This is a genomic window from Mucilaginibacter sp. McL0603, assembly GCF_049992945.1.
Taxonomy (GTDB): Bacteria; Bacteroidota; Bacteroidia; order Sphingobacteriales; family Sphingobacteriaceae; genus Mucilaginibacter.
The window spans coordinates 1,111,668-1,137,120 of record NZ_CP188251.1 but is presented as its reverse complement, the minus strand read 5'-3'; the positions used below and the strand labels follow the sequence as shown (position 1 = coordinate 1,137,120).

The window sequence follows — 25,453 nt, the reverse complement described above, 5'->3', positions numbered from 1 at the left end:
TTAACACAAAAAACTAATAATTATTTATTAAGCGAAAAGAAGGTATAACCCAATTATTTATTAAAGAAGAATCAAGTCCAATAATATTTTCATTTACAAACTTATTTGCTACATCATATTCGAACTTACATAGATCAAAAGATAATCCTTGCATTATACTTTCAATGTCCAGAGCGTTTTTTTTCATTAGCTCAACACCTAAAATAGCATCTAAAACTATATTATTTTCAAATTCTGCGAAAGCAATTTCTGTCTTCGTCATCAGCACTTCAAAATTATTTGTATCGTTAAGCGCAATAGCAATGTTGTACCCTCTATGTAAAATTTTATTTCTGGCTTCTTTTAAACTATCGGCCCAAACCGAAGTTTTTACTCCATCTATAAGCATTTTTATATCTGAACTTGCTGATACATAGTTTGAGCTATAAAAGTCCGGTAGTTTGTTCTCAGGTCTAACAATTTTGTTTTCAAGTATATCCATAATACATGCTAGCATGTCCAACGAGTTTTTTCCTGAAACTATGAATATATAAGCAGCCCGCTCAACTTCTGGTAATATAGATTGCTTTTCAATTTCTGATTTATTTTTAAGGCTAACTAAAAGATGATTAAGTTTTGCATAAGCTTTCAGATAATTTTCCTTACTATTAAGGTGAGCATTAGCTAGTTCGGTAGTCCTTCTGGATAAATTAGGTTCTGAAATTTTTTGTGCAACTTGGATCGCAAGTTTAGCCAAGTCAGAATAATTAATTATTGATCCGACGTATGTCATTCCAAATTCTGTAAGCGATTTCATAATCACGAATGTAATTATTATATCTTTAGAGCTTACCGCTAAATGATATTCTAGTCCTGAAGGTTTGAATAGGGCGAAATGCTTTTCTCCCGCTCCCGCGAGTTTAACGCAGTGTAACTCGTGGTTATTATGTGGTTAGCTTCAGCTAATTCTATGCCGTATGTTTACAGCTTTCAGCTGTAAACAATATTTACCATCCCGATTGTCCTCGGGACGGTAGCGACGACCAGTTTTAAGGATTTGATTAAAAAAATTGGTTTCATGGCAAAAATCTGCTAAATTTAAGCCACCATGAATATACCTAAACCCTATTTGTGGCTTTATACGGTTATCCTTATAAGCTGCATCATTTCGTCCTGCTCAAAAACACAAAACACTTCATTGGACTCAGTTTTCCCGCTTGCTGCCGGAGGTGGCGACACATTAACGCTAACGGGGAAAAATTTAGCGCTGAATGGTGCTACACCTGTGATAAAACTCAACGATCAGCCCATGACTATCATCAAAAGTGGGCCGGATGAATTACAGGTTATTGTACCAAAAATGGCCGGCTCTGGCAAGATAACGGCAATCATCGGCGATAAAACCTACACCTGTCCTGATTTCACCTATAAATATAAAGCCACTGTGAGTACCCTTGTTGGCTCGGGTTCGTTTTACTGTCCCTGGGGAATAACGATTGATGATAACGGAGATCTTTATGTAGCCGAATGCTACGGCCGATCGATCAAAAAAGTAACCAGTGCCGGACAAGTAACCACCATTAGTTTACCCGTTACGATACATGGCGCCAACTTCTACTCGCCCAATGATATAACCCTGGACAAAAGTAAGCACGACTTGTATGTTACCGATTTTAATGCCCATTTATTGAAAATAGGCAGCGATATGAGCATGTCGGTTATTTATAATGGCGATATGCCGACTACTGGTATTGCCCTTGGTGCAGACGGGTATCTTTATATGAGCAACAATACCCAGGGTGTAATATACCAGATGAACACCGACGGCAGCAATGTAAAAACCTTTGCAAGCGGAATACGTACGCCACGTAATATCATATTTGATCAATCAAACAACATGTATGTTGCCGGGTATGCCGAGGCTAACAGTGCAGCCGCAATATTTAAGGTAGATAAAAAAGGCACTCCATCGATATGGCTTGAAGACCAGGCTTTTGGGGGCTGGGAAATAGCCATAGACAAAGCGGGCAACTTTTACGAAGCGGATCATTTTCACAACGTGATCCGGATGATTGAAAAAAATGGCAAATCAACCATCATAGCAGGTAACGGCAACCCAGCGGATGTAGACGGCGTTGGTGTACAGGCATCATTAAATGGTCCGCAAGGTTTAGCTATAGATGCTGATGGTAACCTTTATGTATCGACTTATAATTATACTACCGGGGCCGGCAATGAAATAAGGAAGATAGTGATTGAGTAAAAAGTTCTGCCTGTTGCGTTAATCTGCTCCTGTGAGTTTAACGTAGTGTAAAATATGTCGGTAAATATCTCGCTCCCGCGAGTTTAACGCAGTGTAACTCGTGGTTATTATGTGGTTAGCTTTCAGCTAATTTTTACTTTATGTTGCCAGCTGAAAGCTGTAAACAATATTTACCACAAGCTGAAAGCTTGCGGTAGCGGTTATTTTTTTCAATATATAAATGGATTACTTACGGTTACCGCTCTTCGCGTAAGGGATAGAAACGTATACCTTATTTTAGTAGCAGTGGCAGTTTATAGTAGCAGTAATCTGCGTTATGGGATAGGAACGGGTACCGGCCCATTCCAGTTGGCAGTTAGGAGTTGGCAGTTTGCATTTACCTTGCAGATGGTTGATAGCACAAAGCGGCTAATGCCTCGCGCAGTATGAGTGGATAGCCCGACGCCGCACGGTGGTGGGTGCTGGAGGTGCGAGGGAACGCCCTTTTAGTCATTGGTCAGTAGTCAATTGTCATTGGTGAAATGGTAGTATGCACATTCACATACCTGTTATCTACAGTTTTAGGCAATGAAAGAGATCGCTGTAAATATTTATTGTGAATTTTGTATTTTTGTAATACAATAGTATGATATGGTAACGATAGATTCAACGTTGGAGAATATAATGCAATTGGACTTTGCCTCCAGGGAAATGTTATTGGAGATTTTGCAGAAGAGGCAAATTGAGGCCCGCAGGGATGTAATGGCCAAAAATGCGAAGCAATCGTTAAAGGAATACCATTCGGGGAAAATAACTCCGCTCACAGCAGACGAAATTGTTAAAAAATTGAATACCTTCTAGTTATCCAATGCCTTCAGACAGAAAACTAGTATTATCTAAGGCTTTCGAGAAATCATATCAAAAGTTTACTTCTAAAAATCAGGCTTTAAAAGCAACGATTAGCAAGGCTTTGCTTAAATTACAGCAAGATGCTTATGATCCTTCACTTCGGACCCATAAATTAAGTGGGAAATTGGCAGCATACCTGGCTTGCTCCTGCGGATATGATTGCAGGATTATTTTTATAATTGAGAAAGATCTTTCTGATCCTGACGTAGAAAATATCTTATTATTAGATATTGGCACACACGATGATGTTTATTAACATATGCACCGTCCAATCGTCTCCAAACGCACATGCTTAGACTGAATTCAGCATGACACCCCCTTTTTATTTGCACATCTGCATATTTGCACATTCACACATCCTTCTTCATTAGTTTGTTGACATAGCCTAAAGCGATATGGAGTTCGCGGCTGATCTGGCGCTGGCTGAGGCCTTTGGCGGAGAGTTCGGCTACTTTTTGGGTTAGTAATTCGCGGTTGAGGGTGTTGCGGGTGCGGAGGTGCAGGCGTTCGGGGCTGTTGCCCTGGAACCGGAACTGCAGGAAATTGCCGGGCTTTTGGATGCGGCAAAGGCATACATTGTCGTCGCCGTAGACCTGTGCGGTGCTGCGCTGTTTGATTTGTTTGAGGTAACGCAGGTGGTGGTCGGTGCTGCTTGTGCCGATGGAGAAGGCGCTGTCGGCAAAGTTGATGAGGAGTTTGCTGCCGTGCAGGTCGTCGGCCGAGAGTGGTGAGCCGGGGTTACGGCGTTTAGGTGTATGGGCCAGCACCAGTATGGACAGATTGAGGTCGGTTTTGAGCGCTTTGAGGTTTTGCATGAGGCTGAGTGCCACGGCAGCGTTTTCGGTACCGCCGCGCAGACAGGTGATGTTGTCGATAATGAGCACGGTGGCTTTGACTTGTTTGATCCTGTATTCGAGGCCGGCGATGATATAGTCGTCATAGCTGCGGTAGTTGCCGGGGATTTCGGTGATGGGGTTGAACTGGGCGCGTAGGAAATTGTCGGTAAAGTTGTAATTGCCCTGCGGGTGGGTATAGCGTTGGTAGAATTGTTTGGCGGTAAGTTCGAAATCGATATAAAGCACCGTGGAGGGTTTGGCGCGCAGGGCAAAGGGCGCAATGGGTTTGCCGAGGGCTATGCTGTTGCCGATTTGCACGGCGAGCACGGATTTGCCAACGTTGGTATCGGCAAAGAGGATGCAGAGTTCGCCCTGGTGCCAGAATTCGCCGAAGAGCATTTTGGATTCGGGCTCGCGTTCGCCAAGTTCCATCCAGCGGTTGCCCGTGAAGACAGTGAATACATAGCGGCATTCGTCGGGGTCGGGTGCGGGAGCGGCGGGTTTTGAGCGTTTGGCGGGGCGGAGGGGGTAGCCGCGGGCTTCGGCACGGAGCTGTTCGATGTGTGGGGGCCGTTGGGAGGACATTTTAATTAGTGAATGAGTGAGTTAGTGAATGGGTGAGTGGTGAATTTGGTTTTACGTTGGACGTTTTACGTCTTTTTGCAAACGGGATTTATTACGTATAACGTGCTTCGTAAAACGTACAACTGTTACCTACAAATATAATGGGTGGGATTGGGGGAAGTGGTGACAGGGTTTTGTCAGTAGGGGTGGTGAATTTGGTTGGACGTTGGACGTGGTACGTTTTACGTCTTTTTGCAAACGGCATTTGTTACGTATAACGTACTACGTAAAACGTATAACGTGATATATACAAATATACTGGGTGGGATTGGGGGAAGTGGTGACAGGGATTTGTCAGTAGGGGTGGTGAGTTTTGGTTGGACGTTGGACGTGGTACGTATTACGTTTTTTTTTAGCGGGATTTATTACGTATAACGTACTACGTAAAACGTATAACTATTACCTGCAAATATAATGGGTGGGATTGGGGGAAGTGGTGACAGGGGTTTGTCAGTAGGGGATGGTTTACAAACAGCTGGATATCAGGTGTTCATAGATACCACGGGAGCGTTCATGCGGTGAACGTGAACGGTGGGAATGAGAGTCAAGATTCAGGAGTCAAGAACCAGGAGGTTTTTATCTTGATTCCTGGTTCCTGACTCCTGGCTCTAAACTAAAACAAGAAAGGCCGTCATCTTGCGATAACGACCTTCTTGATTAAGATTGGGCACCGACCTACTCTCCCACATTTTACTGCAGTACCATCGGCTCTGGCGGGCTTAACTTCTCTGTTCGGAATGGGAAGAGGTGGACACCGCCGATATAGGCACCTGAATATTTTATAGTTATTAGTCGTAAGTTCTAAGTCTTGAGTCTTAAGTCATTTCTGACTATGGACTATCGGCTATCGGCTATGGACTGTCTAACTAAGACATTAATTGAAAGAAGTGATTGATCAAAAAGAAAACAACAGCATTAATAATTATTATCTGTTTTGTACGGGGTTGTACGTATTACGTAAAACGTTTTACGTACAACCTTTAATCCGTTCACGAAGAAAGCTTCGGGCAATTAGTATTACTCGGCTATGATGTCACCACCTTTAGACCTGTAACCTATCAACGTAGTAGTCTACTACGACCCTCAATGGAAGTCTCATCTCGTGGCTAGTTTCGCACTTAGATGCTTTCAGCGCTTATCTATTCCCAACGTAGCTACTCTGCAATACAGCTCGCGCCATAACAGATTCACCAGAGGTTAGTCCAACCCGGTCCTCTCGTACTAAGGTCAGCCCCACTCAAACTTCCAACGCCCACAACAGATAGGGACCGAACTGTCTCGCGACGTTCTGAACCCAGCTCGCGTGCCACTTTAATGAGCGAACAGCTCAACCCTTGGGACCTTCTCCAGCCCCAGGATGTGACGAGCCGACATCGAGGTGCCAAACCTCCCCGTCGATATGAGCTCTTGGGGGAGATCAGCCTGTTATCCCCAGCGTACCTTTTATCCTTTGAGCGATGGCCCTTCCATGCAGAACCACCGGATCACTATATCCGTCTTTCGACCCAGCTCGGCTTGTCTGCCTCACTGTCAAGCAAGCTTATGCTATTGCACTCCACGTACGGTTACCAAGCGTACTGAGCTTACCTTTGAAAGCCTCCGTTACCTTTTTGGAGGCGACCACCCCAGTCAAACTACCCGCCAAACAATGTCTCCCGCTTTGCGGGATTAGACACCAGATACAAAAAGGGTGGTATTTCAACGTTGACTAACTGACTCCTAGCGAAGCCAGATCACAGTCTCCCACCTATCCTACACATCCTGTATCCGATATCAATGTTAAGTTGTAGTGAAGGTGCATGGGGTCTTTCCGTCCCGTTGCGGGTAACCGGCGTCTTCACCGATACCACAATTTCACCGAGCTCATGGCTGAGACAGCGCCCAGATCGTTACACCATTCGTGCAGGTCGGAACTTACCCGACAAGGAATTTCGCTACCTTAGGACCGTTATAGTTACGGCCGCCGTTTACCGGGGCTTCAATTCAATGCTTCGCCTTGCGACTAACATCCCCTCTTAACCTTCCGGCACCGGGCAGGTGTCAGGCCTTATACGTCATCTTTCGATTTTGCAAAGCCATGTGTTTTTGTTAAACAGTCGCCTGGGCCTTTTCACTGCGGCTGCCATTGCTGACAGCGCCCCTTCTCCCGAAGTTACAGGGCCATTTTGCCGAGTTCCTTAGCCATGATTCACTCGAGCACCTTAGGATTCTCTCCTCGACTACCTGTGTCGGTTTACGGTACGGGTTTTTATAACCTGAAGCTTAGCGGGTTTTCTTGGAAGTCTGATTACCTGAACTATCCCATCCCCCGAAGGTTCAAGGTACTATCAGCTTTCAGCAAATCTGGCGTACTTAACTACCAAACCTATACCTACAGCCTTTAACGAACTATTCCGTCAGTTCGCGTCAGTGTCACTACTCCGTCACCGCATCGCAGTTATAAAAAGTACTGGAATATTAACCAGTTGTCCATCGGCTACGCCCTTCGGCTTCACCTTAGGCCCCGACTAACCCTGATCCGATTAGCGTTGATCAGGAAACCTTAGTCTTTCGGTGGGCGGGTTTCTCTCCCGCCTTATCGTTACTTATGCCTACATTTGCTTTTCTAAACCCTCCACAGTCGGTTGTCCCTCCTGCTTCACCGGAATTAGAATGCTCCCCTACCAGATGCACCAAAGTGCAAATCCATAGCTTCGGTATAACGCTTAATGCCCGTTTATTATCCATGCCCGATCGCTCGACTAGTGAGCTGTTACGCACTCTTTAAATGAATGGCTGCTTCCAAGCCAACATCCTAGCTGTCTGTGCAATCGGACCTCGTTAGTTCAACTTAGCGTTAATTTGGGGACCTTAGCTGATGGTCTGGGTTCTTTCCCTCTCGGCCCTGGACCTTAGCACCCAGAGCCTCACTCCAGCGTATATTATTCAGCATTCGGAGTTTATCTGGATTTGGTAGGATTTGACTCCCCCGCACCCAATTAGTAGCTCTACCTCTGAATAACTCAACCGCCAGGCTGTTCCTAAAAACATTTCGGGGAGTACGAGCTATTTCCCAGTTTGATTAGCCTTTCACCCCTACCCACAGATCATCCGGAAACTTTTCAACGTTTATCGGTTCGGTCCTCCAGTACCTGTTACGGCACCTTCAACCTGTCCATGGGTAGATCACAAGGTTTCGCGTCTACCCCCACTGACTGCACGCCCTTTTCAGACTCGCTTTCGCTTCGGCTTCATGGCTTAACCATTTAACCTTGCCAGTGAGGAGTAACTCGTAGGCTCATTATGCAAAAGGCACGCCGTCACCACACAAGGTGGCTCCGACCGCTTGTAAGTACACGGTTTCAGGTTCTATTTCACTCCCCTGTTCGGGGTTCTTTTCACCTTTCCCTCACGGTACTGGTTCACTATCGGTCTCTCAGTAGTATTTAGCCTTACCGGATGGTGCCGGCTGGTTCCCACAAGGCGTCTCCGACCTCGCGGTACTCAGGAACTCACTAGGTTATTATTCATTACGCGTACGCAGCTATCATGCTCTATGGCCGGTTTTCCCACACCGTTCCGCTTCTGTTTAATATACCACATCGTGGTCCTACAACCCCCATTATGCCGTAACATAATGGGTTTGGGCTGTTTCCCTTTCGCTCGCCACTACTCAGGAAATCACTATTGTTTTCTCTTCCTCTGCTTACTTAGATGTTTCAGTTCAGCAGGTTTGCGCATTTATGCAACTATCCTTCAGATAGTTAGGTTTCCCCATTCGGAAATCCGCGGATCAATTCATATTTGCTGATCCCCGCGGCTTATCGCAGCTTATCACGTCCTTCATCGCCTCTGAGAGCCAAGGCATCCCCCGTGTACCCTTTCTTACTTTCTTCTACTTCTACCGCTTTTGCCCGGTAGAGTATGCTTTTTTTATTTGAGAGTCATTTCTTTAGATCCAAGAGTTAAGAGTCATGAGCCAGGACCGAAGTCTTGTTTCTTGATTCTTGTATCTTGATTCTTCAAAAACAACGTCCCTACTGTTGTCTTCTCTTTTTTTCAATTACTTCTTCCAATATGTCAAAGAACGTTTTGCTTCGCAGATTCAGGAGTCCAGAGCCAGGATTCAAGATTTTTATGTCTTGTTTCTTGATTCTTTCATCTTGATTCTCTCAAGCATGGTGGAGAATAACGGATTCGAACCGTTGACCCCCTGCGTGCAAGGCAGGTGCTCTAGCCAGCTGAGCTAATCCCCCTTAGATGTTTTTTAAGTGGCAGTTTTTAGTTGCAGTGGCAGCATCTTACTGCTACTTTTCACTGCTACCGCTACTTAATGCTGTAGTCCCGAGCAGATTTGAACTGCTGACCCCTACATTATCAGTGTAGTGCTCTAACCAAACTGAGCTACGGGACTCTTTATAGTTTGCAGTTCCTAGTTTGCAGTTATCAGATTAAACTGCTACTGCCAACTGCTACTGCCAACTGTGTCCCTGCTTCTTTTCGTTCAGGCACCCTGATGGCTTCATCTTTTGGGTTTTTCTTAATGCTTAAATAAAAGGTGATAATTATGAGAACAGCTTGCTGTTTTTATGACAAGATAAGGGTAATACTGCTCCAGAAAGGAGGTATTCCAGCCACACCTTCCGGTACGGCTACCTTGTTACGACTTAGCCCCAGTTACCGACTTTACCCTAGGACGCTCCTTACGGTTACGCACTTCAGGCACTTCCAGCTTCCATGGCTTGACGGGCGGTGTGTACAAGGCCCGGGAACGTATTCACCGCAGCATTGCTGATCTGCGATTACTAGCGAATCCAACTTCACGGGGTCGAGTTGCAGACCCCGATCCGAACTGTGACCGGCTTTTTGAGATTGGCTTCCTGTTGCCAGGTCGCTGCCCTCTGTACCGGCCATTGTAGCACGTGTGTAGCCCCGGACGTAAGGGCCATGATGACTTGACGTCGTCCCCTCCTTCCTCTCTACTTGCGTAGGCAGTCTGAATAGAGTCCCCACCTTTACGTGCTGGCAACTATTCACAGGGGTTGCGCTCGTTGCGGGACTTAACCCAACACCTCACGGCACGAGCTGACGACAGCCATGCAGCACCTAGTTTCGTGTCCCGAAGGACTAGAGCGTCTCTGCTCTATTCACTAACTTTCAAGCCCGGGTAAGGTTCCTCGCGTATCATCGAATTAAACCACATGCTCCTCCGCTTGTGCGGGCCCCCGTCAATTCCTTTGAGTTTCACCCTTGCGGGCGTACTCCCCAGGTGGAACACTTAACGCTTTCGCTTAGACGCTGACCGTATATCGCCAACATCGAGTGTTCATCGTTTAGGGCGTGGACTACCAGGGTATCTAATCCTGTTTGATCCCCACGCTTTCGTGCCTCAGCGTCAATCATACTTTAGTAAGCTGCCTTCGCAATTGGTGTTCTGTGACATATCTATGCATTTCACCGCTACTTGTCACATTCCGCCTACCTCAAGTACATTCAAGCCAATCAGTATCAAAGGCACTGCGATAGTTAAGCTACCGTCTTTCACCCCTGACTTAATTGGCCGCCTACGCACCCTTTAAACCCAATAAATCCGGATAACGCTTGGATCCTCCGTATTACCGCGGCTGCTGGCACGGAGTTAGCCGATCCTTATTCTTACAGTACATTCAGCTACTTACACGTAAGTAGGTTTATTCCCGTATAAAAGCAGTTTACAACCCGTAGGGCCGTCTTCCTGCACGCGGCATGGCTGGTTCAGGCTTGCGCCCATTGACCAATATTCCTTACTGCTGCCTCCCGTAGGAGTCTGGTCCGTGTCTCAGTACCAGTGTGGGGGGTCATCCTCTCAGATCCCCTAAACATCGTAGCCTTGGTAAGCCGTTACCTTACCAACTAGCTAATGTTCCGCATGCCCATCCATATCCTATAAATATTTGATCATTTACTGATGCCAGTGTGTGATTTTATGCGGGCTTAATCTCTCTTTCGAGAGGCTATCCCCCTGATATGGGTAGGTTACATACGTGTTACGCACCCGTGCGCCACTCTCATGGAAAGCAAGCTCTCCAATCCCGTCCGACTTGCATGTATTAGGCCTGCCGCTAGCGTTCATCCTGAGCCAGGATCAAACTCTCCATTGTATAATGTTTTGTTTGATTACTGACCCTATTTACTCAATAGAATCATTTTATAATCTGTATTTCGGTCGGCGGTCGGCGGTTGGTGTTGCCACCTCGCTCCTTGCGCTTCCCTTTGTATCTTTATACAGTATTACGCCTTTCTATCTCGTCTTTAAAAAACTCTTCTGACTTCATCTGCGTTAGCAGATTCCGTCTCGCTGCGTCTCATAATTATTTATTCACCTTCTAAAGAACTTGCGCTCCTCGCCTCGCGGTTCGGAACTTTTTTTTATCTTCGTTATTGCTTTCGCAATCACTTTTTCAATCTTCAAACCAGAAGTCGCTTCCGGCTTTTTTCCCTGTTCGTTTTGGGACTGCAAAGGTAGAAACCTTTTTCTACTTTCCAAAACTTATTTTTTTTATTTTTATAAGTCCCGGCGCAGGGTTATCTTTCTCTCTTTTCTCCTTCTCAAACCCCCTCTGCCTCTCTTCTCCAACACTTCTCAGAACTTTCCGCTCCTTCGTTTGCGGGCTGCAAAGGTATGCAGACTTTTGGATTCTGCAAATGCTTGCTTAAGAAAAAGCATTAGTGTACTGATAACACTTTGCAAATCAGCAGGAAAAAATTTCAATTAAAATATTCTTCCCCACTCCTGCTAAATAAAACAACCGTTAAACCTATATATTAGATAAATTTGAGTCGGCATGAAAATATTAGTTACCGGCTCATCAGGGCAATTAGGATCGGTTACAGCTAAACTTTTAAAAACGCACGGTCATACTATATATGGTATAGATATCATTCCATCAGACACGACGGATGAATTGATCGACCTGAAAAATAAAGAAGCTATAATGGCAGCTTGTCGCGGATATGATGCTATTATACATACCGCCGCAATACACGGTAAACATTATGAGCTGAAGTACCCACGGGAAACGTTTATCGATACCAATATTATAGGTACGCTGAATTTGCTTAACGCCTGTATCAAGAATGGCATTCCTAAGTTTCTGTTTACAAGTACTACATCTATATATGGAGACGCTTTGGTTGATGCTGAAAAAGCAGTTTGGGTAGATGAATCGCTAAGGGAACAGCCACGTGATATATATGATATAACCAAACAAACAGCAGAGCAGTTATGCAGGGACTTCTTTTATAAGGAAGGGTTGCAAGCATCGGTATACCGCGTTGCCAGATTTTTGCCCGAAGACGATAATCTGAAAATAAATCACCGGCTATACCGCGGGCTGGATGAAAGAGATGGAGCCGAAGCACTTCGGCTGGCATTAGGCATCACATTTAACAAATTTGAGATCTTTAATATATCAAGTGGTTCACCATTTAATAGGGAAGAACTTAATACTATTAAGCACAATCCCGAACCAGTCATATTAAAGCACTATCCGGATGCAGCCGAAATATATAAAACCAAAGGCTGGAAGTTTCCGGCAAGTATCGACCGGGTATATGTTACTGAAAAAGCAAAGATTTGTTTAGGTTATCAACCAATTTACACTTTTGAATACCTATTATATAATAAAGAATAGTTAAAAGATGTTAAATAAAGGTATACCAGTATCGGCATATAATTTAACCCATCTATATTCGCTGATAAATAAATAATTGACTGATTTATATTATTACCATATCTTTGCAAAATGTTTAAAAAACAACGTGCTATATTATCCGGCCTTTTAATTCTATTTATTATAGCGGCTGTAAGTTGTAAAAGCAAATTTGAGAAACTAAAAGCAAGTAACGACAATGCCAAAAAATACCAGGCTGCGTTGGCTTTCTATAATAAAAAGCAATACAGCAAGGCACTTGAATTATTTGAAACATTGGTACAGCGTTATCGCGGGCAGGCCCAGGCGGAAGACCTTTACTATTACTATGCTTATGCAAACTATAACCTGAAGGACTATACTTCGGCGAGATATCACTTTAAAACTTTTTCTGATACCTACCCTCAAAGTGCAAGGGCAGAAGAGTGCCGCTTTATGGAGGCATATTGTTATTATCTTGATTCGCCGATTTATTCGCTCGACCAGGAGAATACAACCAAGGCTATTGAGACACTGCAATTGTTTATCAACTTGTATCCAAAAAGCGAACGTGTCGCAGAGGCTGGTAAACTGATTCAAAACCTGCGCGATAAACTGGAAAGAAAAGCATTTGAAAATGCTAAGCTATATTTAACTATTGGCGATTACTATGCTGCCGTTATAGCATTTGGTAACGAGTTACGTGATTATCCGGATACCAAATATGCTGAGGAAGTAGATTTTCTTACTATTAAAGCACAATATTTATATGCTGAACATAGCAGAGTTTATACGCAGGTAGACCGTTATACCCAGACTTTATCTTATCAGCAGCAATTTGCAGATAAATATCCATCAAGCAAATTCAAGAATGATGCGCTTTATTACAAAAAGAACAGCGAACAAGGTATAGCATCTGCTAAAAGACAATTAGAAGAACAAGCAAATGATGTAAACCTGGCGCGCCGCCTTGCTAAAAAAGACACAGTAACGGGTCAACCCCCATCAATAAAAATAGATCTTAATAAAAAAATACCAAATTAAAATTGATATGAACAATCCTGTAAATAAATCGACTGTAGCAAGCAGCACCGTAACACGTGATTTGCGCGACCTGGATATAAAGACCGATAATATTTATGAATCGATCGTGATTATGTCAAAAAGGGCAAACCAGATTTCTAATAACGTGAAGGAAGAACTGCACCAAAAACTTTCAGAGTTTGCTTCATCAAATGATAACCTGGAAGAAATTTTTGAAAACCGCGAGCAAATAGAGATCTCTAAACATTACGAAAAATTACCAAAACCGTCATTAGTAGCGGTACAGGAATTTTTGGAAGATAAGATCTATTATCGTAACCCAAACAAAGAATAAACCGCCCGTCCCCCTGAAGGGGAGGAAGAAAAGGGTTCTGATATAAAAAACTCCCCAATGGGGAGTTTTTTTTGTTACTTTTAACTTTTTAAATTTACAATTCCCCCTTCAGGGGGTTAGGGGGCATGCTTCAGAATAAAAACATTGTTTTAGGTATTTGTGGTAGCATAGCAGCATATAAATCAGCTCTGCTTGTACGCCTGCTCATAAAAGCCGGTGCCAATGTACAGGTGGTGATGACACCGGATGCCACCAGCTTTATTACACCTTTAACTTTATCGACCCTTTCCAAAAAACCTGTATTGGTTGAGTACTTTAACTCCGTTAATGGCGAATGGAATAACCATGTGGAGTTGGGTTTATGGGCTGATATTTTTCTGGTAGCCCCTGCAAGCGCCAATACGCTCTCAAAAATGGCGAACGGGCAAAGTGATAATCTACTTACTGCAGTATACCTATCTGCTAAATGCCCGGTCTACTTTGCGCCGGCTATGGATCTGGATATGTGGAAACATCCGGCGACACAGCAAAATATACAACAGCTGCAATCCTACGGTAATATATTGATCCCGCCTGGTAAGGGTGAACTGGCAAGCGGTTTATATGGTGAAGGACGCATGGCAGAGCCTGAGGAGATCGTCGATTTTTTGACGACAGAAATAAAAAAAAACTCCCTTTAGTTAATCAGAAGATACTGGTTACGGCCGGACCTACTTATGAGGCCATCGATCCGGTGCGCTTTATTGGCAACCATTCGTCCGGCAAAATGGGTTTTGCTATTGCGGACCAGTTAGCTGCAATGGGTGCAGATGTTACCCTTATTGCCGGGCCAACAGCTCAGAAAAGTCATCAACCAAGTGTAAAACGTATTGACGTAACATCCGCAGCCGAAATGCTGGATGCCTGCCTGCAGCATTATAAAAATTCAAAAGCCTGTATCATGTGCGCCGCTGTGGCTGATTTTACACCGGTTACAGTATCGGCACAAAAGATAAAGAAGCAGGATACTGATCTGAATATCGAACTTAAAAAGACAACAGACATTTTAAAAACGCTGGGTGAGCAAAAAAGTAATGGACAAATATTAGTAGGTTTTGCGTTGGAAACGAACAATGAGGAGGACAATGCCGTTGAAAAGCTAAAGAAGAAGAATCTCGACTTTATTGTACTAAACTCGCTTAATGATAAAGGTGCCGGTTTTAGGACTGATACTAACAAAATAACGATCATTGACCATAAGCTGCAAAAGACTGTGTTTGATCTAAAAGACAAGAACGAGGTAGCTACGGATATTTGTAATAAAGTTGCTGAACTAATAAACACATGAAGAAACTGGCTATTTATGTTTTACTGTTCTGTTTAGGCTGTTCAGCCTCGGCACAGGATTTGAACGCGCGGGTAAAAGTCATCAGCGGTAAAATTAAAACCAGTAATACACATATCTTTCAGTCGCTGGAGACAGCTATGAGGGATTTTCTGAATGGCCATAAATGGAGCCCTGACAATATCCTCCCTGCAGAAAGGATCGATTGCAATTTTGTATTGAACTTAACCAATTGGGACGGTAACAGCAATTTCAGTGGTGAGCTGCAGGTGCAATCAAGCAGACCGGTTTTTAATTCGACCTACACTACGCCTTTGCTAAATCTTAACGATAAGGATTTCGATTTTACCTACGCCGAAGGTCAGACCATCGATTATAGCGACCAAACATTTACAAGTAACCTGGCTTCGGTAATGGCATTTTATGCTTACATTGTTTTGGGTATGGATTACGATAGTTTTTCGAGATTTGGCGGTAGCTCATATTTCCAGGCTGCGCAGACCGTAGTGATCAATGCTTCATCAAGCGGCGGCTACAAGGGGTGGAAGGCTTTTGACGGTAACATCAATCGTTATTGGTTATCAGAAAACTTAAATAACAGAGCATATGTTCCCTTACGGGCGTTTGTTTACGATTATCACCGAAACGGGCTCGACCAAATGGCTGACAACTCTTCAAAAGGCCGCAAATTTATTGCTGATATACTACCATCGCTAACACAAGTAGATAACCAGCGTATTGGAGCTATGCTCCCGACGATATTCTTCACAGCCAAAAGTGATGAGTTGGTTTCCATTTTCAGCAAGGCGGATTCAAAAGAAAAAACCGACGCCATTACTATCCTGTCACAAGTTGATCCTGCAAATGGTACTAAATACCAGGGGATAAAAGCGAATTAAGGGGAAAGTCTAAAATCTAAACCCTAAATTCTAAATTCTAAACCCTAAACCCTAAATTCTAAATTCTAAACCCTAAATTCTAAATTCTAAACCCTAAATTCTAAATTCTAAACCCTAAATTCTAAGCTCTAAATCCTAAATTTTAAATTCTAAGCTTCACATTCTAAGGCATAGAAGCCCCTCCCTTTTCTTAAAATTTTTTGTAACGAAACCCTGATCCTCAGCGTCTTTTGTTTGTATCGTAAATAATAAAATAAAAAAGATCAGAAAATATTTGCATTTACGAAATTTGTCGTAGATATTTGTACGAAGTTATTCGTATATAGATTAAGAACATGGAAAGCAAACCAACAGAAAGCGAGTTAGAGATACTACAGGTATTATGGAAAATGGGACAAGCCACCGTAAGAGATGTGCATGAAGAATTGGCGAAAACCAAAGGTGCCGGTTATACAACTACTTTAAAGCTGATGCAGATAATGGATGAGAAAGGATTAGTTGAGCGCGATACCACTTCTAAAACGCATATATACAAGGCACACTATACCCAGGAAAAAGCGCAAAGCAGTGCTCTGGATAAAATACTGTCTACTGTATTTGAAGGCTCGACCTCTGATCTGGTAATACAGGCTTTAGGACATCATAAGGCATCAAAAGATGAGATAGATGCAATTAAGAAATATCTGGATCAATTTGGGGGTAGAGGTTAGCGACTAGTGATCAGAGATTAGAGATCAGTGATTAGTTAGGCCAAGTTGAACAGCCTTAGAAATTAGGATTTAGAGTTTTAAAAGATTAGAATTTAAACAAAATGCAAACCATACTCTATAACATAAGCCAGGTAATAGGAGTTGCTATTATCCACTCATTATGGCAGGGGCTATTTGTATACCTGGGATTACGGCTGATTATATTGCTGTTCCCACAGTTATCATCAGCTACAAAGCATAATGTTGCCATAACCGCGTTAGTGTGGATCACAGTATGGTTTGTGTATACCCTTTCAAACGAATTTAATATGCATACCTGGGTTGCTATAAATACCCATAATAAAGATATTGTACCTGTTGCTTTCGGGCTGCCTCTGCACCTGACACATGATGCAACCTTTAGCGAGAGATACAATTACACTATAGAATGGCTGTTGCCTTATATTACTATAGTATATATAATAGGATTCATCTTTAATACAGGTCAGTTAGTATGGGCCCGTAAAAAGATCAATCACATCAGGCAAACGATGAGTATTGATGTACAGATGCAACTGAAGGTAGATCAGTTTGTATCGATGCTGAACATCACCGATAAAGTGCGGTTCGGTTTAAGTAAACTGGTTGATGCCCCTTGTATGATGGGTTATTTTAAACCGGTTATATTGTTACCTTTTACCTTATCTACCTATTTGTCCGCCGAGGAGATCGAGATAATTATTCTCCATGAGCTGGCACACATTAAACGCAACGATTACCTTATTAACCTGGCACAACAGGCGATGTCGGTAATGTTGTTTTTCAATCCATTTGCACAATTAATTAATCGCGTTATTAACCACGAAAGGGAAAACAGCTGCGATGATATTGTAATAGAGGCCTCTAAAAAACCTTTGGTGTATGCGCATGCACTATTGAAATTAGAACAGACCCGTCGGCAGGAATGGCAGCTTGCGCTGGCAGCCACGGGCAAAAAGTATCATTTATTAAATCGAATTGAACGTATCATGAAAACTAAGAAACCCATTGGCAACACACGCCATATATTACTCGCTATAGCCTTGCTTACAGCAAGCGTTACAGGCCTCGCATGGTTAAACCCAACCATCGCGAACGGCAAAATATCTTTCAACAAAATAAAGCCTAACGCTATTAGTGAACTATTCACTGACACGGTAAAAAAGAAAGCCGCAACTACTCATCATAAAGTGGCTGCAACTAAAAAGCCTGCTGCAAAGGCTACTCACAAAGGGGATTACTATAGTGGCGACATTAATTATAATGATGCTGAACTGGAAAGGCTTTCAGCAGAAGTGGGTAAATACGGTGAAGCTATCGGCAAATATTATAACAGTCCGGAGTTCCAAAAGTTAACCCAACAAATGGAACTGGAAAATAAATCAATGGAAGATCTTGACAACAATCCTGCCATGAAGGAATTGCAGCTAAAACAAGAAAAATTAGCGGCTGATTTCGGTAAAAACTGGGGCGAGAACGGCGAAACGGCCAGGATAAGCAGGCGCATGGGTGAACTGGGCGGTGAGGTAGGCAAATATTACAGCACTCCTGAGTTTAAAAAGCTGAATACGGAACTGGAAAAGAAATATGGCATTCCGCATGATCGCAATTATTCAAAAGATGATGATTTTTATCAAAGCGAAAACTATAAGAAGTACCAGGAAGAGCTAAAATCGCATATTTCGTCGGCAGAAAAAGAACGCGAAGAGGAAATGAAGAAATTGGGCGAGCAAATTCGTCAGCGTTACGATTCCCCTGAATCCCACAAGGCACAAGAAGATATGCGTATGCTGGGTGATAGCATAAGAAAGGCATATCACAGTCCGGCTATGGAACAGACTAAGGAAGCGGTGAGAAAGCTGAGCGAACAAATGCGTGCTTACCAAAATAGTCCTGAATTAAGAAGAGCACAAGAGGAATTACGCAAGGCCAGCGCAAAAATGCAAGCTTATATGAAGTCGCCTCAATTTAAAGCACGTATGCAGCAGATGAGAAGAGAAGCTATGAACTTCAATTATCATTATGACTTTGAGGCTCCGGAAAAACCTGAGGCACCAGAGAAACCAGAGATAAATAAACCTGAGGCTCCGGAAAAACCAGAAATAAATAAACCTGAAGCTCCGGAAAAGCCAGAGAAACCAGATACAGACAGTGATAATTAGTGATTAGTTGATTGGCGATCAGTAATTAGTTAAAATCTGCAAATAGTAAAAAAATAGCGTCCATAAGGGCGCTTTTTTCTTTCCATTAAAATTTGTAATCAGATGTAACCTATTCCCTGTTTATTACATCTTATTAATATAAACATACTGATAATGAGCTCAAAAGATCCGCTGTGTACACAGAAAAGATGGCATTCAACATTAATGCTGGTTTTGTTGATCTTATCAGGATCAACATTTATTAGTTATGGCCAATCGGTTCCATATCCGCCGACCGGGAAACTGGTTGATGCTGGAGGTCATTTATTACATATCCACGTGATGGGAAAAGGCAAACCCGTAGTTGTATTTGAAAACGGAAGCGGTGATTTTTCATTTATCTGGGATCTGGTTCAGCCCGAGGTTTCGGAAACTGTGACCACGGTATCTTATGACAGGGCGGGCTATGCCTGGAGCGAGGCGGGACCACTTCCCCGGTCAGGCAGGCAAATAGCTTATGAGTTACACACTGCTTTACGCAATGCGGGGATAAGCGGACCATACATTTTAGTGGGTCAATCCTACGGCGGCTTCCTGGTACGCTCATTTGCGCGGTTCTATAAAAATGAAATTGCCGGGGTTGTTTTGGTCGATGCTCTTAATGAGGACTCAAGGATCATCATAAATAATAAACCTATGCGTATCCGCGAATGGGCCAAAGGAGAGCATGCACCAGAACCACAAAATAAAACAAAACAGAATAGTACACCCGATACCCCACAGGTGGTAAAATTGGACACAACTATCGAACCGCCTTTGAATAAGTTATCAGTAAATGATCAGAAAATGCAGATATGGGCACAATCACAGCCGGCATACCGCAAAGCAGGGGGTAACGAGATGAACTGGTCGCCCGAGGATGTGGCAGATATGTATGCAAACAAGGGGAAGCCGGAATATATGCTGGATAATATCCCATTAGTAGTGCTATCACGTGGTAACGGCGGCTATTCGGGCTTGGCTGATTCGGCTGTACTTGAAAGTGAGCGTATACAATTACAAAGAGACCTGGCTCACTTATCCACCAATAGCAAGATAATTTTTGATAACAATAGTGGCCACAATATTCATTTGGATGACCCTGCGTTAGTTATTGATGCCATTAGGCAGGTGATCGGTGCTTACAAAACTGATAGCCGTTTATAGTAGTTAATCCATAACTCAATCAACTTACTAAACCCAATCCAACTTAATCAACTAAAACCGTAATTTAGTATCCTCAAAACGGATACTTTTTTATGCTTCAAAAGCTCGTAATAAACAACTACGCCTTAATTGATAATCTGGAAATAAGCTTTGGCGATGGCCTTAATATTTTGACCGGCGAAACCGGTGCAGGTAAGTCCATTATATTGGGTGCACTGTCGTTGATATTAGGTCAGCGTGCCGAAAGCCGTTATTTTTTTAATCAGCAAAAAAAATGTGTGATAGAGGGAATATTTACCATTTCTGATTTTCACCTGAAATCTTTTTTTGAGGATAATGAACTGGATTATGAGGCCGAGACCATTTTAAGGCGTGAAATATCTGCCGATGGAAAATCAAGGGCTTTTGTTAATGACACGCCAGTCACCCTGAATGTAATTAAAGCCATAGGTGAAAAACTGATCGATATCCATTCGCAACATGCTACTTTGGAAATTAACGACCCGGAGTTCCAGTTGCTGGTGGTTGATTCGGTAGCAGGGCATGGAAACCTCTTAACGGATTATCAGTCTAAATTTAAAGCTTATAAGAAAGCTGCGGCCAAATTACAGCAACTGATCAGTGAAAGTGATAAAGCAAAGTCTGACCTGGATTATTATCAGTTCCAGTTTGATGAACTGGAGAAGGCGAATTTGATAGAGGATGAACAAGAAAGATTGGAGCAGGAACTTTATACACTTAATAATGCCGAAGAAATAAAACGTAACTTGTTAGGCGCTTCTTATTTGATGCAGGAGGGCGAAACATCGGCGTTGATACAATTACGTGAGGCTACGCACCATCTGTCATCATTGGAGAAATTCAATCCATTAATTGCAGAATTGCATGAAAGACTGAAAAGCACATTAATTGAACTGAAGGATATTGCGGCAGAAATTGAGACCCTGGAGCAACATACGCATACCAACGAGGCCAGGGCTGCCGAAGTTAGTGATCGTTTAAGCCTCACCTACAATCTGCAAAAAAAGCACCATGTAAATACTAACGCCGAATTGCTACAATTGCAGGGTGAGCTATCCACAAAAATACAGCAGGCACTTTTTGGTGATGAAGAAATAGAAAAGCTGCAAAAACAAATCGCCGCCGAAAAGCAGGAGCTTGAAAATTTGGCCTCTAAGTTATCCGCAAACCGCGCAAAAGCTATCCCTGACATAGAGAAACAAGTAATTCAGTCCCTTTCCGAAATGGGCATGGATAATTCAATCCTAAAAATTGAACAAAACCAAACGCCAGGACATAACTCCCCTTCAGGGGGTTTGGGGGCTAACGGTACGGACCTGGTTCGTTTCCTTTTCTCAGCAAACAAAGGACATACACTTGCCGAAATGAGTAAAGTAGCCTCAGGGGGTGAGCTTTCAAGGCTGATGCTTTCCATCAAATCGCTTATTGCAAAATATACCGCATTACCTACCATTATTTTTGATGAGATCGATGCAGGTGTATCGGGCGAAGTGGCTAATAAAGTAGGACAGATCATGGAACGCCTTGCTGAAAACTTGCAGGTGATCACCATAACACACCTGCCGCAGATCGCCAGCAAAGGGCAAAGTCATTACTTTGTATATAAAGATAACGAGGCCGCTGTTACCTATACCCGTATCAGGCAATTGAGTAAACAGGAAAGGGTTTTGGAAATTGCTAAAATGCTGAGCGGTGATAAACCGGGCGAAAGTGCTTTGCAGAATGCGAGGGAATTATTGAAAGCCTAACTATTTTAAGTTGATACCTTATCCAATGAAAATTGAACGCTTTTTTATTTTATTCATCTCCATATTGCTTTGGGAGTGCGCTGACGCGAGGTCCAATGAAACTTTCGCCAATTCCGGTGTCTGCATTACAGATCTCTATACAAAAAAAGATACGCTTACGTTAATTGACAGCTCACGCAACAGGGTAATCCCAATAGCTACCTATAACGTTGTAAATTCGGCACCGCGTAACATTAAGAAAAAACTGGTGATATTTAATCCAGGCTATGGTAGTAAAAGCACTGATTACGGCTATATCGCTACTAACCTTTCCGCCAACGGCTATTTCGTGATTGTTATTCAGCATGATCTCCCTACGGATGATACGCTGCCAAGATTGGGGGATATTTATAAATTAAGAAGGGCCGTTTGGGACAGAGGTGTTAAGAGCATCTTTTTTGTTACTGATCAGCTCAAAAAGAAATATCCGCAGTTAGATTATGATCATATTATATTAATGGGCCACTCCAACGGTGGGGACATGGCTATGCTGATTGCCAATGAATACCCCAGTTTTGCTAAAGTGGTGATCACTCTGGATAATCGCCGGGTAGCTATTCCTAGAGCGGATCATCCAAAAATATTTTCCATCCGTTCGAGCGACCAGCCGGCCGATGCCGGGGTACTACCAGCGCCAGAAGAACAGAAAAGGTATAAAATAAAGATAGTCAAGGTAAATACAATACACAATGATATGGGCGGTAGGGGTACCCAAGCTCAGAAGAAAGAGACAAACTTACTTATTATGGATTTTCTAAACAGTGCCCGGTAGGTTGTTTATAGAAAATAAACCCGGCGTCATGTGACTATCGAAATTGCTAAGGGACGCTAAACCGGGAGTAAGCGTTTTGCAAAATGCCAAGGAGCTCCTAAACAGTTAGCAGTTTTCATTGGGATGTTTGCAGAAAAAGAGCCGGAAATCAGGCAGTTATTGAAAATGCAAACTGCAAACAGAAAACTGCAAACTAATATATAACTTTACCAACTCAACAAAACCAAGGAAAATGGCTTACAACTTATTAAAAGGCAAAAAGGGAATCATTTTTGGCGCATTGAATGAGAATTCGATCGCCTGGAAAGTAGCGCAGCGAGCTGTACAGGAAGGCGCAGAAATCGTTCTGTCAAACTCACCGCTGGCACTTCGCATGGGCGAACTGAATAACCTGGCTGCCGAGTGCAATGCACCCGTTATTGCTGCTGATGTAACCAGCAATGAAGATATTACTAACTTGTTTACCAAAACAATGGAACATTTTGGTGGCGGTGTTGATTTTGTATTGCATTCTATAGGCATGAGTGTAAATGTTCGCAAGGGCATTACTTATACTGAGAACAATTATGATTTTACTCATAAAGGATTGGATATATCTGCATTGAGTTTGCACAGGGTATTACAAACCGCTATGAAAATGGATGCCATTAATGAATGGGGATCTGTACTGGCGCTTACCTATATCGCTGCACAACGCGTATTCCCTGATTATAATGACATGGCTGACAATAAAGCTTATTTAGAAAGCATTGCCCGCAGCTTCGGTTATTATTATGGCACCAAAAAGCATGTCCGCATCAATACGGTATCGCAATCACCAACCCGTACTACTGCAGGTTCGGGTGTAAAAGGCTTTGATGGATTTATTAATTATGCTGAGAAAATGAGTCCGCTTGGTAATGCATCTGCTGATCAGTGTGCTGACTATTGTGTAAGCCTGTTCTCAGACCTTACCAAAATGGTAACGATGCAAAATCTATTTCATGATGGCGGTTTCTCCTTTACCGGAGTAACACAAGCTGTTATAGAGCAAATGGAGAAATAAACCCCTCTAAATCTCCTCCGCCAGTTGGCGGAGAGACTTTAATGACAATCCATAAAAAAGGTGTGCTGAAATTCGGCACACCTTTTTTGTTTCTTCAAAATCCCCGGTGATTAATTAGAATAAACTAATACAATCTTCACCATGATGGGATCGGTAGGCTTAATCGGGGTGCCGCCGTCAGGAGATTGGGCATAAATACTTACATTACCCGCACTGCTGGTCCCAGCTCCATTATACGTATAGCTGAAGGACAATCCATTATATACTTCAGGTAATTGCTCATACGTTTTACCGCCATCATAAGAAATTGACACCACAACACCATCGAATTGTGCCGAGGCATCGTCTAAAGCAGCCACATCGATAGGTACATAGTAAGATTTACCATCAGTATACGCCAGCCAGTCGGTTGAAGCAATATTGGCAGTTATCGTTTGATTCTGGTTTGGTGCAGGAGGTGTGATATACTGCTTAGTACATGAGGATACTGTCAATAATATTACTGAGCAGCAAAGGATTGATAAGAGTTTTTTCATATAAATAATTTGTTTTAAAAAGATTATGAAGCTATCATGAGTCGGCATTTATATTTTGAAGCTCATGATGATTTCATAAATAATATGTTTTCTATAAATTAGAACAAAAAAAATGAAAAAGGTTTAAAAACTATTCAAATAATTTTAATTAATTCCTTTAAAACTTTAACGCTACCGCCTTGTCCTTTGTTTCAATTAAATCTGCACAAGCAGAGATCATCCGGCAAATCAATTTATAGCACTGTGCTTAACGAGATTTCAGTCAATCCCCTTGTTAAAATAATTTTACATTTTATACGGTGTATGCAACGGATATTATTTTTCTTGCTTGTTTTTTTGCCGTTTACCACATTAGGTCAACATCATCTGGCAGGGAAAATACTTAACCAGGCAGATAAAAAACCTGTTGCCAATGCCAGCGTGTTCCTGAGTAATGCCACTGCCGGAGCAAAAACTAATGAAGATGGCACTTACGAAATCACCGGTGTGCACTCCGGCCGATATGAATTGGTGGTATCTATTATCGGGTATGAGACTTACCGGCAAACCTTGATGGTGAACCGGAACATTGCATTGCCTGATATAGAAATTATACCAAAGGCAATTGCTTTAAAAGAAGTAGATATCAGACCCGATCTTAACCGGGAAAGAAATTACAAGCTATTTGAAGAAGAGTTTTTGGGCCAGTCGGACTATGCCAAACAATGTAAGATACTCAATTCTGACATGCTTGATATCCATTATGATGAACAAAGCAGGCAACTTACCGCAAGTTCGTTTGATTTTATCGAGATTGAAAATAAGGCGTTGGGCTACAAGATAAAATATCTTCTTACCCAGTTTACAAGGGATTACCGTAATGGCCTGCTCTTTTATGAGGGGTCGGCATTGTTTGAGGAGCTACCCGATCAAAAAATGCAGCGTCGCTGGCAGAAAGCGCGTTTAAAAGTTTATAACGGATCGAGCATGCATTTTTTGCGCTCAGTAATAGCAAACCGCATTACAGAGGAGAAATTTAAAGTATTCAGGCTGGTTAGAAAACTTAATCCTGACTATAATGGATCGGGTAGAAAATACCTCGAAACCGTATATAAAACTCTTTTGACAACTTCGGATTTTGTAAAGACTACAGATGATAAAGGTCTTTTCGCACTTGAGTTTGAAGATTGTTTATCTATCACCCGTGGCGATCTGAGTACAAATATCATATTTGAAAAGCCTTATTCCTTATTTGATAATAATGGTGTTTTCCTCGACCCGGCCAGTGTAACTTTTGAAGGTGATTGGGGAAAAAATCGAATGGCCGAGCTGCTGCCTGTGGATTACTATCCCCAATAGATAAAAAAATTCCCCTTTTTTTAATTGACGTGGCTGTAT

The 25,453-nt window shown here is 42.6% G+C and carries 19 protein-coding genes, 2 tRNA genes and 3 rRNA genes; 16 read left to right on the top strand and 8 right to left on the bottom strand.

Annotation, left to right across the window (positions count from 1 at the left end):
• Positions 1-13: 13 nt before the first annotated feature.
• Positions 14-796, bottom strand: coding sequence for a hypothetical protein (locus ACPPVU_RS05265; protein WP_426670641.1), 783 nt, complete (start codon positions 794-796; stop codon positions 14-16).
• A gap of 291 nt (positions 797-1,087) precedes the next feature.
• Here ACPPVU_RS05265 and ACPPVU_RS05260 point away from each other — a divergent pair, with 291 nt between their 5' ends.
• The 3 genes from ACPPVU_RS05260 to ACPPVU_RS05250 all read left to right on the top strand — a co-directional run bounded on the left by ACPPVU_RS05260 (position 1,088) and on the right by ACPPVU_RS05250 (position 3,386).
• Positions 1,088-2,242: an IPT/TIG domain-containing protein gene (locus ACPPVU_RS05260; RefSeq protein WP_426670640.1), complete on the top strand. Its 1,155-nt coding sequence runs from the start codon at positions 1,088-1,090 to the stop codon at positions 2,240-2,242.
• A 630-nt stretch (positions 2,243-2,872) separates the two neighbouring features.
• On the top strand, positions 2,873-3,082 hold the full coding sequence (locus ACPPVU_RS05255; RefSeq protein ID WP_426670639.1) for a hypothetical protein: 210 nt from the start codon (positions 2,873-2,875) through the stop codon (positions 3,080-3,082).
• A 7-nt stretch (positions 3,083-3,089) separates the two neighbouring features.
• On the top strand, positions 3,090-3,386 hold the full coding sequence (locus ACPPVU_RS05250) for a type II toxin-antitoxin system YafQ family toxin (protein WP_426670638.1): 297 nt from the start codon (positions 3,090-3,092) through the stop codon (positions 3,384-3,386).
• Between the two features lie 94 nt (positions 3,387-3,480).
• Here the strand turns inward: ACPPVU_RS05250 and ACPPVU_RS05245 are convergent, their stop codons facing one another.
• The 6 genes from ACPPVU_RS05245 to ACPPVU_RS05220 all read right to left on the bottom strand — a co-directional run bounded on the left by ACPPVU_RS05245 (position 3,481) and on the right by ACPPVU_RS05220 (position 10,709).
• Positions 3,481-4,551: an AAA family ATPase gene (locus ACPPVU_RS05245; protein ID WP_426670637.1), complete on the bottom strand. Its 1,071-nt coding sequence runs from the start codon at positions 4,549-4,551 to the stop codon at positions 3,481-3,483.
• Positions 4,552-5,252: 701 nt separating this feature from the next.
• Positions 5,253-5,364 (bottom strand): 5S ribosomal RNA (gene rrf, locus ACPPVU_RS05240).
• Positions 5,365-5,581: 217 nt separating this feature from the next.
• Positions 5,582-8,465 (bottom strand): 23S ribosomal RNA (locus ACPPVU_RS05235).
• Between the two features lie 283 nt (positions 8,466-8,748).
• Positions 8,749-8,825: transfer RNA gene (locus ACPPVU_RS05230), tRNA-Ala, on the bottom strand.
• An 83-nt stretch (positions 8,826-8,908) separates the two neighbouring features.
• A tRNA-Ile gene (locus ACPPVU_RS05225) sits at positions 8,909-8,983 on the bottom strand.
• Positions 8,984-9,187: 204 nt separating this feature from the next.
• Positions 9,188-10,709, bottom strand: a 16S ribosomal RNA gene (locus tag ACPPVU_RS05220).
• Together the 16S, 23S and 5S rRNA genes with 2 tRNA genes alongside form the textbook arrangement of a ribosomal RNA operon.
• A 684-nt stretch (positions 10,710-11,393) precedes the next feature.
• Here ACPPVU_RS05220 and ACPPVU_RS05215 point away from each other — a divergent pair.
• The 12 genes from ACPPVU_RS05215 to ACPPVU_RS05160 all read left to right on the top strand — a co-directional run bounded on the left by ACPPVU_RS05215 (position 11,394) and on the right by ACPPVU_RS05160 (position 23,540).
• Positions 11,394-12,242, top strand: a complete 849-nt coding sequence (locus ACPPVU_RS05215; RefSeq protein WP_426670636.1) for an NAD-dependent epimerase/dehydratase family protein — start codon at positions 11,394-11,396, stop codon at positions 12,240-12,242.
• Between the two features lie 111 nt (positions 12,243-12,353).
• On the top strand, positions 12,354-13,283 hold the full coding sequence (locus tag ACPPVU_RS05210) for an outer membrane protein assembly factor BamD (protein ID WP_426670635.1): 930 nt from the start codon (positions 12,354-12,356) through the stop codon (positions 13,281-13,283).
• Between the two features lie 7 nt (positions 13,284-13,290).
• Positions 13,291-13,617: a DNA-directed RNA polymerase subunit omega gene (locus ACPPVU_RS05205; protein WP_426670634.1), complete on the top strand. Its 327-nt coding sequence runs from the start codon at positions 13,291-13,293 to the stop codon at positions 13,615-13,617.
• Between the two features lie 125 nt (positions 13,618-13,742).
• Positions 13,743-14,297, top strand: a complete 555-nt coding sequence (locus ACPPVU_RS05200; RefSeq protein WP_426670633.1) for a flavoprotein — start codon at positions 13,743-13,745, stop codon at positions 14,295-14,297.
• An 11-nt stretch (positions 14,298-14,308) separates the two neighbouring features.
• Positions 14,309-14,944 (top strand): bifunctional phosphopantothenoylcysteine decarboxylase/phosphopantothenate--cysteine ligase CoaBC, encoded by a 636-nt coding sequence (coaBC, locus tag ACPPVU_RS05195; RefSeq protein WP_426672179.1) that lies wholly within the window; start codon positions 14,309-14,311, stop codon positions 14,942-14,944.
• A complete protein-coding gene (locus tag ACPPVU_RS05190) occupies positions 14,941-15,840 on the top strand; it encodes a DUF4835 family protein (protein WP_426670632.1) in 900 nt (299 codons plus the stop codon). The genes coaBC and ACPPVU_RS05190 overlap by 4 nt, the downstream gene beginning before the upstream one ends.
• Before the next feature lie 335 nt (positions 15,841-16,175).
• Positions 16,176-16,550, top strand: a complete 375-nt coding sequence (locus tag ACPPVU_RS05185; RefSeq protein WP_426670631.1) for a BlaI/MecI/CopY family transcriptional regulator — start codon at positions 16,176-16,178, stop codon at positions 16,548-16,550.
• A gap of 101 nt (positions 16,551-16,651) precedes the next feature.
• Complete coding sequence (locus tag ACPPVU_RS05180; protein WP_426670630.1) at positions 16,652-18,730, top strand: M56 family metallopeptidase; 2,079 nt, start codon at positions 16,652-16,654, stop codon at positions 18,728-18,730.
• 153 nt (positions 18,731-18,883) lie between these two features.
• Positions 18,884-19,915 (top strand): alpha/beta hydrolase, encoded by a 1,032-nt coding sequence (locus tag ACPPVU_RS05175; RefSeq protein ID WP_426670629.1) that lies wholly within the window; start codon positions 18,884-18,886, stop codon positions 19,913-19,915.
• A 92-nt stretch (positions 19,916-20,007) separates the two neighbouring features.
• Positions 20,008-21,684 (top strand): DNA repair protein RecN, encoded by a 1,677-nt coding sequence (gene recN / locus ACPPVU_RS05170; protein WP_426670628.1) that lies wholly within the window; start codon positions 20,008-20,010, stop codon positions 21,682-21,684.
• A 25-nt stretch (positions 21,685-21,709) separates the two neighbouring features.
• On the top strand, positions 21,710-22,495 hold the full coding sequence (locus ACPPVU_RS05165) for a serine aminopeptidase domain-containing protein (protein WP_426670627.1): 786 nt from the start codon (positions 21,710-21,712) through the stop codon (positions 22,493-22,495).
• Positions 22,496-22,727: 232 nt separating this feature from the next.
• On the top strand, positions 22,728-23,540 hold the full coding sequence (locus ACPPVU_RS05160; RefSeq protein ID WP_426670626.1) for an enoyl-ACP reductase FabI: 813 nt from the start codon (positions 22,728-22,730) through the stop codon (positions 23,538-23,540).
• Positions 23,541-23,650: 110 nt separating this feature from the next.
• Here ACPPVU_RS05160 and ACPPVU_RS05155 read toward each other — a convergent pair whose 3' ends face one another.
• A complete protein-coding gene (locus ACPPVU_RS05155) occupies positions 23,651-24,076 on the bottom strand; it encodes a hypothetical protein (protein WP_426670625.1) in 426 nt (141 codons plus the stop codon).
• A 303-nt stretch (positions 24,077-24,379) separates the two neighbouring features.
• On the opposite strand from ACPPVU_RS05155, the gene ACPPVU_RS05150 reads away from it, so the two are divergent.
• Positions 24,380-25,414: a carboxypeptidase-like regulatory domain-containing protein gene (locus ACPPVU_RS05150; RefSeq protein ID WP_426670624.1), complete on the top strand. Its 1,035-nt coding sequence runs from the start codon at positions 24,380-24,382 to the stop codon at positions 25,412-25,414.
• Positions 25,415-25,453: the final 39 nt, after the last annotated feature.

Bases quoted from the DNA above. Each gene is read 5' to 3' on its own strand.
- ACPPVU_RS05190 (WP_426670632.1), top strand. From the start codon at position 14,941: ATGAAGAAACTGGCTATTTATGTTTTACTGTTCTGTTTAGGCTGTTCA.
- ACPPVU_RS05165 (WP_426670627.1), top strand. From the start codon at position 21,710: ATGAAAATTGAACGCTTTTTTATTTTATTCATCTCCATATTGCTTTGG.
- ACPPVU_RS05185 (WP_426670631.1), top strand. From the start codon at position 16,176: ATGGAAAGCAAACCAACAGAAAGCGAGTTAGAGATACTACAGGTATTA.
- ACPPVU_RS05200 (WP_426670633.1), top strand. From the start codon at position 13,743: ATGCTTCAGAATAAAAACATTGTTTTAGGTATTTGTGGTAGCATAGCA.
- ACPPVU_RS05155 (WP_426670625.1), bottom strand. From the start codon at position 24,076: ATGAAAAAACTCTTATCAATCCTTTGCTGCTCAGTAATATTATTGACA.
- ACPPVU_RS05250 (WP_426670638.1), top strand. From the start codon at position 3,090: ATGCCTTCAGACAGAAAACTAGTATTATCTAAGGCTTTCGAGAAATCA.
- ACPPVU_RS05150 (WP_426670624.1), top strand. From the start codon at position 24,380: ATGCAACGGATATTATTTTTCTTGCTTGTTTTTTTGCCGTTTACCACA.
- ACPPVU_RS05265 (WP_426670641.1), bottom strand. From the start codon at position 796: ATGAAATCGCTTACAGAATTTGGAATGACATACGTCGGATCAATAATT.
- ACPPVU_RS05215 (WP_426670636.1), top strand. From the start codon at position 11,394: ATGAAAATATTAGTTACCGGCTCATCAGGGCAATTAGGATCGGTTACA.
- ACPPVU_RS05160 (WP_426670626.1), top strand. From the start codon at position 22,728: ATGGCTTACAACTTATTAAAAGGCAAAAAGGGAATCATTTTTGGCGCA.
- ACPPVU_RS05205 (WP_426670634.1), top strand. From the start codon at position 13,291: ATGAACAATCCTGTAAATAAATCGACTGTAGCAAGCAGCACCGTAACA.
- ACPPVU_RS05245 (WP_426670637.1), bottom strand. From the start codon at position 4,551: ATGTCCTCCCAACGGCCCCCACACATCGAACAGCTCCGTGCCGAAGCC.
- ACPPVU_RS05175 (WP_426670629.1), top strand. From the start codon at position 18,884: ATGAGCTCAAAAGATCCGCTGTGTACACAGAAAAGATGGCATTCAACA.
- recN (WP_426670628.1), top strand. From the start codon at position 20,008: ATGCTTCAAAAGCTCGTAATAAACAACTACGCCTTAATTGATAATCTG.
- ACPPVU_RS05210 (WP_426670635.1), top strand. From the start codon at position 12,354: ATGTTTAAAAAACAACGTGCTATATTATCCGGCCTTTTAATTCTATTT.
- ACPPVU_RS05180 (WP_426670630.1), top strand. From the start codon at position 16,652: ATGCAAACCATACTCTATAACATAAGCCAGGTAATAGGAGTTGCTATT.
- ACPPVU_RS05260 (WP_426670640.1), top strand. From the start codon at position 1,088: ATGAATATACCTAAACCCTATTTGTGGCTTTATACGGTTATCCTTATA.
- ACPPVU_RS05255 (WP_426670639.1), top strand. From the start codon at position 2,873: ATGGTAACGATAGATTCAACGTTGGAGAATATAATGCAATTGGACTTT.